Annotated in this window: 7 protein-coding genes; all 7 read right to left on the minus strand. The window is 72.0% G+C overall.

Annotated features, from left to right (window positions below):
- The coding region (locus C667_RS17880; protein WP_004373400.1) for a DUF6531 domain-containing protein at nucleotides 1-1,658 on the minus strand (1,658 nt) is incomplete at its 3' end.
- Nucleotides 1,659-1,786: 128 nt separating this feature from the next.
- On the minus strand, nucleotides 1,787-2,662 hold the full coding sequence (locus C667_RS17885; protein WP_004373402.1) for a hypothetical protein: 876 nt from the start codon (nucleotides 2,660-2,662) through the stop codon (nucleotides 1,787-1,789).
- Nucleotides 2,663-2,790: 128 nt separating this feature from the next.
- Entirely contained in the window at nucleotides 2,791-3,108 is a 318-nt protein-coding gene (locus C667_RS17890; protein ID WP_039922070.1) for a DUF192 domain-containing protein, read from the minus strand.
- Nucleotides 3,109-3,110: 2 nt separating this feature from the next.
- Nucleotides 3,111-4,016, minus strand: coding sequence for a type II secretion system F family protein (locus C667_RS17895; protein WP_039922072.1), 906 nt, complete (start codon nucleotides 4,014-4,016; stop codon nucleotides 3,111-3,113).
- Nucleotides 4,013-4,882 carry a type II secretion system F family protein gene (locus C667_RS17900; protein ID WP_051174688.1) on the minus strand — a complete coding sequence of 290 codons (870 nt, stop codon included), beginning with the start codon at nucleotides 4,880-4,882 and terminating at the stop codon, nucleotides 4,013-4,015. Before C667_RS17900 ends, C667_RS17895 begins: the two co-directional genes overlap by 4 nt.
- On the minus strand, nucleotides 4,879-6,309 hold the full coding sequence (locus C667_RS17905) for a TadA family conjugal transfer-associated ATPase (protein ID WP_039922073.1): 1,431 nt from the start codon (nucleotides 6,307-6,309) through the stop codon (nucleotides 4,879-4,881). Before C667_RS17905 ends, C667_RS17900 begins: the two co-directional genes overlap by 4 nt.
- Nucleotides 6,310-6,321: 12 nt before the next feature.
- Nucleotides 6,322-7,652: type II and III secretion system protein family protein (locus C667_RS17910; RefSeq protein ID WP_004373413.1), on the minus strand; the 1,331-nt coding region annotated here is incomplete at its 5' end.

Here is a 7,652-nt window from a genome sequence, read left to right on the forward strand (position 1 = left end):
GGCGACGTCGGCGCGGCGGGCTCGGCAGGCTCGGCGCCTGCGCCGGGGCCTGCGGGCTTCGTGTCGGCGAGCGCGCTTGCCGGCGCGTCGGGATACTCGTAGCGCACGCGGTCGAGCAGGCGCGGCCGGGCGCCGGCGAGATCGGCGTCGAGGGTCTCGACGATGCGTCCGTGGGCGTCGAAGCGATGCTGGGTGGAGGTGCGCGGCCGGCCTTCGGGGTCGAGCGTGGTGATGACGCTCAGTCGGCCATCGGGCGTGTAGCCATAGCGGACGTCGGTGGGGCCGCAGCGCGCGCAGCCCGGGCCGCGCGCCTCGAGCAGGCGGCGCTGGCCGGCGATGACCGCGCCGAGGTAGGTGGTGCGCTGGCCGAGGCTGTTGGTGAGCACGCTGCGGCCGCGCGCGGGGTAGTCGAGGCGAACGTCCTCGCGGCCGGTCTCGCCATCTGCCGGCAGCGCGCCACGCACCGAGCGGATGCCGCGCCCGGCGGCGTCGTAGGCGTAGCTGGCGATGCGTTGGGGCGCGGGCGGGCCGTCGGGCTGGCGGGCGAGCACGCTGATGCCGGTGAGCGCGACCGGGTGGCGCGGGTCCTCGTAGTGGTATGCGCGGGCGGCGGCCCCGCCGCTCTTCGACGCCTGTGGACCGGGGTAGTCGACGCGGACGAGTCTTGCGGCGGCGGTCTTGGGTGCAGGGCGGCTCTTCGCGCTTGCGCCGCGCTGGCTGGCCGGGCCGCCGTCATTGGAAGCCACCTGCCCGCCGTGCCGGGAGCCTCGTTCGGCGGTTGAGCCCACGCGGGTGCGTGCGGGGATCGCGACGCTCTCCTGGGTGTACGAGAAGCGCCCGAGCGGGCTGTCGATGTGGGCGATGCCGTCGATGAGGCTGCCCGGCGGGTGGTAGTGCAGCTGCAGGCTGCGGCCCTGAGGATCGGTGACCTGCAGCAGCCGGCCGGCAGGGTCGTGGCGCAGCGAGACAAACTCGCCACTCGGCAGCAGGATCTGCACGAGTCGGCCGGCGCCGTCGAACAGCAGGCTGCGGCCGTCGGGCCAGCGCCAGAGGTATTCGTCGCCGCCGGGGCGGGGGCGGATGCGGATCTCGCCGCGGCTGGGGTCGCGGCTGGCGCAGCGCTGCGCATCGCCCGGTCGGCGGGCGAAAATTGTCCGTGCGCCGTCGGCCTGGAGGATCTCGAGGCGGTCGTCGCGGATGTGCAGCCGGGTCTCGTAGGATAGCCGCCAGCCGCTGCCGGGTGCGCCGATGTCGCCCTCGCGGGCACGCCGGCTGTTGTAGTGGCGGACGATCTCGAGGCCGAGCACGCCGGGCAGCGCCGGGAGGTCGACCTCGTGCTGGTACTTGTTGCCCGAGAGCACGTCGATCGGGTTGCCCGCGCCGACGTCCTGGCCAGTGGCGGAGCCCTGGCTGGCCGGGCCGCTGGCGCTGCCGCACGGGTTGCCGGCGTTGTTGGCGACGCATTGTCCGGCCGCGGGGGTTTCCGGGGCCGAGAGGTCCTCGTGGGCCGGGTCCGGTGCACAGCTCATGGTGATCCCGCATCCGCTCTGCTGGATGCCGTCCTCCGCGACGCCGGATTGCGAGGACGCGGTCTCGGCCGCCAGCCCGGGGCGCAGTGTGAGGAGCAGCGCCGCCAGCAGCGCGGTGCCTGCCAGCATCGCACGGTGTCGGCGACCGGCTCGTGTGTGCGGGCTTGCGTGCGAGCCGCGTACCGGCTGCCGTCGAGCGGGCGTCGTCGGGCAGGAGAGTGAAGACTGGGTGTTGCCGCCGGACGCGGGTGCCGCGATCAGCATTCGGGTTCCTCCTCGGCGTCCTCCGTATCCTCCACGTCCTCCGTGGGGTCGCTGCTGTCGGTTTCCGGCCTGGTTTCCCCGTCCGATCCGTTGCCATCGACCGCCGGGGTTCCGTCCTCCCCGCCCGAGAGCGGTGTTTCCGGTGGCGTGTCTGCGCTCGCCGGGTCGGGCGTGCACAGAGGATCCGTGGGGGCGCAGCCGGGCAAGGGCGTCGCTGCGGGAGCCGGGGAATCGCCGCTCGCACGCGTGCGCGGCAGGATCGCGGCGTTCTCGATCGCGTCCGACTGCATGCGCAGCGTGACCTGGCTCACCAGCGGGATGCGGCCGGCCTCGACCAGGCCGCGGCGGAAGGCGTCTTCGTCGTCGGGATCGAGCGTGCGCAGTGCCCAGGTGAAAAAGCGCCCGGCGAGAGGGACCTGCTTGGCTGGGGGCAGCCCCCAGGTCACGCGCAGCTTGAGCAGGTTGGCGTCGGCGAGCGTCTGGCCAGAGCGGTTGCTTGCCGGGTCGGCGTTGCAGTTGGCGCGCTCGGCCGGGCAGTCGAGCACGCCCAGCTGGGCGGATGGAAGCACTCGTGCGCTGGTCTGCAGGCGTTGCGCGGCCGCCGGGCTGTGGTAGTCGTCGAAGCTCTCGCGGGTGGGCGAGACGATCTCGATGCGCAGTGCGGTGGCGAGATCGAGCTGAGCGGCGGCGAAGGAGTCGGCGAGCTCGGCCAGGTTGCGGCCGCCGCCATAGTAGGTCGTCATCGCGCGCGCGAAGGCGAGGCGCATGCTCGCCAGCCCGGCGTGGGCGACGCTCCCGGCGCGTGCGGCCTCGAAGCTGGCGTAATTGACGATGCTGCGGGCGTGGTAGGCGAGCCCGGTCTGCAGCATGGCCAGTGTGAGCGCAAGCAGGGCAGGGGCGACGATGACGAATTCGGCCGCACCGGCGCCGCGCTGGACGCGGCGTCGGGACCGTGGAAGAGGCAGTCGCTCCGGTGGCAACGGTGGGGGCGGACGTATCATGCGTGCGGCGCGGCAAAGATCAGTCGCGCACTCATCCCTGGAGAAAGTCCCTCGCGGCGCGCGGTTCCCGGCGCCATCTCGAGCACCGCGGACGCGCCGCGGCAATGTGCGACGCGCCAGGGGCCGAGCGCCTCATGCACGGCGAGGACGCAGCCACGGGCGTCGATGAACACCACGTCGATCGCGAAGCGCATGCCGAAGGTGTGGATCGACGAGCATGGACGAATCAACAAGGCCTCGTCGGCGGCGAGGGGCGCACGCCCGAGCAGGCCGCGAGCGCGCTGCAGGAAGCTGCGGGCGACGTGGATTCGCATGCTCACAGCCCCATGGTCATGAACTTCACCGCGATCGGAAAGCCGAGCACGATGAAGGTGCAGGGAAAGATGCAGGCGATCAGCGGCAGCAGCATCTTCACCGGTGCCTCCATGGCCGCCTTCTCGGCGCGGGCGAAGCGCTCGGCGCGGCGCTGCTCACCCTGTGCGCGCAGCATCGGACCCAGGCTCATGCCCATGTTCTCGGCCTGGATCACGGTGGAGACGAGATTCGCGATCGCCGGCTCGCCGACGCGCTCCGCGAAGCCGCGCAGCGCGTCGGCGCGCGACTTGCCAGCGCGCACGTCGCGCAACACGCGGTGCAGTTCCTCCCCGAGCGGGCCTGCGGGTCCCTTCGCCGCGGCCTGCTGGAGTGCGCCGGTGAGGTTGAGTCCGGCCTCGACGCACAGGGTGACGAGATCGAGCACGAAGGGGAGCTGCTTGAGCATCAGCCTGCGTCGCGAACGGATGCGATCGTCGAGCCAGGACCAGGCGATCAGGAGGCCGGCGGTGGCGCCCGCCAGCCCCGGAATCGTCGCGGACAGCCCCCAGGCGCCGGCGAACCCGAGGCCGATGGCGAGTCCGCACAGCCCGAAGGCGGCACGGTGTGCGAGCAGCTGCGCCGGGGAGATCGTATAGTCGAGCCCGGCCAGGCGCAGGCGTACGGCGAGTCCTCCCTGCAGGCGTGCCGGAAGCAGTGGAGCGATCAGGTGCGCGATCCAGCGCGTGGGCCACCACAGCAGGCGCAGGAAGCGCGGCGGCGTGTCCAGCCAGGTGCGGTCCTCGGGCTGGACGGCGCTGACGCTGCGTGCGAGCGCGGTTACGATGCCGGCGCTGCCGAGACCGGCGAGCAGGGCCACCGCCGCGATCGCAGTGCGTTCGTCGAGCGCAAGCATTTGAGCGAGGTTCATACGTCGATCGCCACGATGCGCCGGATCAGCAGCACGCCCAGTACCTCGAGCGTGGCGATCACCGCGAGCGTCGCCCAGCCCGGGGGTGAGTGCCACAGGAAGGCCATCGCCTCCGGCTCCATGCGGTCGAGCACCAGCAGCAGCGCGAGCGGCAGCATGCCGACCACCAGCGCCTGCAGCTTGCCTTGCGCCGTGAGCGCGCCGATCTTCCCTTCCATCGCGAGCTGGCTGCGCACCGTCAGTGCAGCGCGCTCGAGCGCTTCGGCCAGGCTGCCGCCCGTCTCGTTGGCGATCCGCATCGCGGCGACGACCAGGGTCAGCGAGGGCAGGCGCACGCGCTCGGCGAGATGGTCCAGCGCCTCGTCGAGCGGGAGGCCGAGGCGGTGCTCGCGCAGGGTGAGGTCGAACTCCTGGGCGATCGGCGGGCGACCCTCGCGGACGAGTTGCTGCAGCGCCACGGTCATCGACACGCCCGCGCGCAGGCCGCCAGCGATGACCTGCAGCGCGTCGGGCAGCTGCTGTTCGATGAGGGCGAGCCGGCGTCGACGCAGCAGCCCGAAGGCGAGACGCGGCAGCAGGGCGAGGGCGCCTGCGCTGGCGAGTGCGATCAGTGGCTCGCCGCTGGCGAGCCAGCTGCCGATGCCGCCGACGGTGACCGCGAGCAGGTTGAGCACGAAGAGGCGCGCCGGGTCCATGAACAGGAAAAGTTCTTCGAGCTGCAGGTGGGCCTCGGCGGTGAAGCGTTCGCGGTAGCGTGCGAGCGCGTTTCCCGCGATGCGCATCGCCGACCAGGCGAGCAGGGCGGAGGCCAGGCCGAAGGCGAGCGTGGCCAGCAGCACGGCGGGAGACGAGCTTGCCGCACTCATGGACGCCTCCGGTCGAACAGGTGCAGGTCGAGCGCGAGGCCCTGGCGGCGCAGCTCGTCGTAGAAGCCGGGCACCGCCTCGCAGCCGGTGAAGTGGCCGCCGCCCGGATCGGCGACGGCGGCGTCGGCACCACGGCGCTCGAATCGGAAGAGCTCCTGCAGCTGGATGCGCCCGCCCTCCATGCCGGTGAGCTCGGTGATGCTGGTGACCCGGCGGGCGCCGCAGGCGAAGCGGGTCTGCTGCACGACGATGTCCACCGCGCTGGCGATCTGCTCGCGGATCGCGGCGAGCGGCAGATCCATGCCCGCCATCAGGACCAGGGTCTCGAGGCGGGCGAGCGCATCGCGCGGGCTGTTCGCATGCAGGGTCGTCATCGAGCCCTCGTGGCCGGTGTTCATCGCCTGCAGCATGTCGAGCGCCTCGCCGCCGCGGCACTCGCCCACCACGATGCGGTCGGGGCGCATGCGCAGTGCGTTGCGCACCAGGTCGCGGATGCTGATCGCGCCCCGCCCTTCGAGGTTGGCCGGGCGCGCCTCCAGGCTCACCAGGTGGCTGTGGCGCAGGCGTAGCTCGGCGGCGTCCTCGATGGTGATGATGCGTTCGCCATCGGGGATGAAGTTCGACAGCAGGTTGAGGAAGGTGGTCTTGCCCGAGCCGGTGCCGCCGGAGACGACGATGTTGCGGCGCTGCTCGACGCAGATGCGCAGGAACGCGGCCATCTCGTGCGAGAGGGAGCCGAGGCGCACCAGGTCCTCGACCTCGAGCGCCCGGCGCGCGAACTTGCGGATGGTGAGCGTCGGCCCCTTGAGGGCGAGCGGCGGGATGATCGCATTGACCCGCGAGCCGTCGCGCAGGCGGGCATCCACCATCGGCGAGGATTCGTCGATGCGGCGACCGAGCGGCGCGACGATGCGCTCGATGACGCCGAGCACCGCGCGGTCGCTGGTGAAGGTCGTCGGGTGCGGCGCGATGCGTCCGCCGCGTTCGACGAAGATCTGGTCGAAACGATTGACCATGATCTCGCTCACCGCCTCGTCGGCGAGCAGGGTCTCGAGCGGCCCGAGGCCGATCGCCTCGTCGAGCACCTCGCGGCACAGCCGCTCGCGGTCCAGTCCGGGCGGCAGCGAGGCCTCGGCGGCGATGATCTCGCGCACGAGCGCGGTGGTCTCGCTGCGCAGCTCGTCGTCCGACATGCGGTTGAGGTCGCGCCGGCGCAGGTCGATGGTGTCGAGCAGGCGCTCGTGGATGCGCTTGCGCCAGGTGAAGCCCGCATTCGCCTCGATCGCCGGCGGGCGCGGCTCGAGCACGGCACACGCCGGTGGTTCGGGGGCGGGCGCGACTGCACCTCGATCCACCTCGAGCGGCGTTGCAGGGGGTATCGGCTGGGGTGCCGGCTGGGGATGCCGCTGCGGGTTGCGGAAGAACATCGCGATCTCCGGTCAGTTGCCGCCGTAGAGTGCGTTCCACGCGGGATCCGCGGGTTCGCGCACCACCGGCGCGGACTCGGGCGGCGGCGCGAGGGCCTGTTCCGCACGGTGCTCGAGCAGCTGCGCGCGCGGGTCGAGGAGGCCTTCGCCGGGTTCGAGCAGCCACGGGGTCACGAAGACCACGAGTTCGCTCTCACGGTTGTTGAAGCGCGTGGAGCGGAACAGGTGACCCAGGACGGGTACCTCGCCCAGGTAGGGAACCGCGTTCTCGTCGCTTTGCTGCTCGCGCTGCAACACCCCGGAGAGCACGAGGGTCTCGCCGTTGCGCAGGTTGAACTCGGTCTCGGTGCGGCGCGACAGCAGCCCGGGCACGCCCTGGGCGGCGACGCTGCGGTCGAGCGAGCTGACCTCGGTGCGGATGCGTGCGCGGATGGTGCCGGCGGCGTCGGCCACCGGCTCGAGGATGTTGAGGCGGATCCCGTACTCCTTGAACGTCACGCTCGGTGTGCCGGTGGCCGAGGCGACCGGCACGGGGATCTCGCCGCCGGCGAGGAAGCTGGCCTCGCCGCGGTTGCGCGCGGAGAGGCGTGGCGAGGCGAGGATTACCGCGTCGCCCTTCTGTGCGAGCAGGTTGAGGCGGCCGAAGAAGCTGCCCACCAGGGCGACGTTGGCGGCGAAAGGAGAGACGCGGTTCGCCTCGATCTCCACTTCGGAGCGCTGCTCGCCGGTGCCGAGCGTGCGTGTCACCGTGGCTCCGGTACGGTTGTCGTGGTACAGGTCGCCGACGACACCGATGCCGAGCAGCGGCTTGCCCTGCGTGGTCCAGTCGATGCCGAGGTCGCGCAGGCCGCTGCGGCTGATCTCGACGAAGCGCACGTCGAAGGCGAACATGCGATCGAGCCCGACGCGGCTGGTGAAGTCGATGAGCTGCGGAAAGCGCTTGGCGAGCTCGGCCACCTTGTCGCGCTCGGCGTCGCTCAGGCCCTCGCCCTCGATCACCACGTTGTCGCCGATGGTGCGCGTGCGCAGCCGCGGGACGTCGTGCAGGAAGCCTTGCAGGTCGCGCGCGATGCGCGCGGTGTCGGTCTGGCGGACGGTGATCTTGATGCGCTGGCTGCGCCCAGAGCGGGGCCACACCTGCAGCATGGTGTCGCCCGGGCCATTGGCGATCAACAGGATCTCGCGCTCGTCGAGCACCGCCGCGGAGAGCACCTTGGCGTCGCCGACCGCGAGGCGCTGCGCGTCGCGCTGGGGCAGCACCCGGGTCTCGCCGGCGAACATCTGGATCTCGTGGACGACCGGCAGCGTGGCGCGGTCGCCCTCGATCGGTGCGCCCGCCGGTG

The organism is Thauera phenylacetica B4P (genome assembly GCF_000310225.1).
GTDB classification, from domain to species: Bacteria; Pseudomonadota; Gammaproteobacteria; order Burkholderiales; family Rhodocyclaceae; genus Thauera; species Thauera phenylacetica.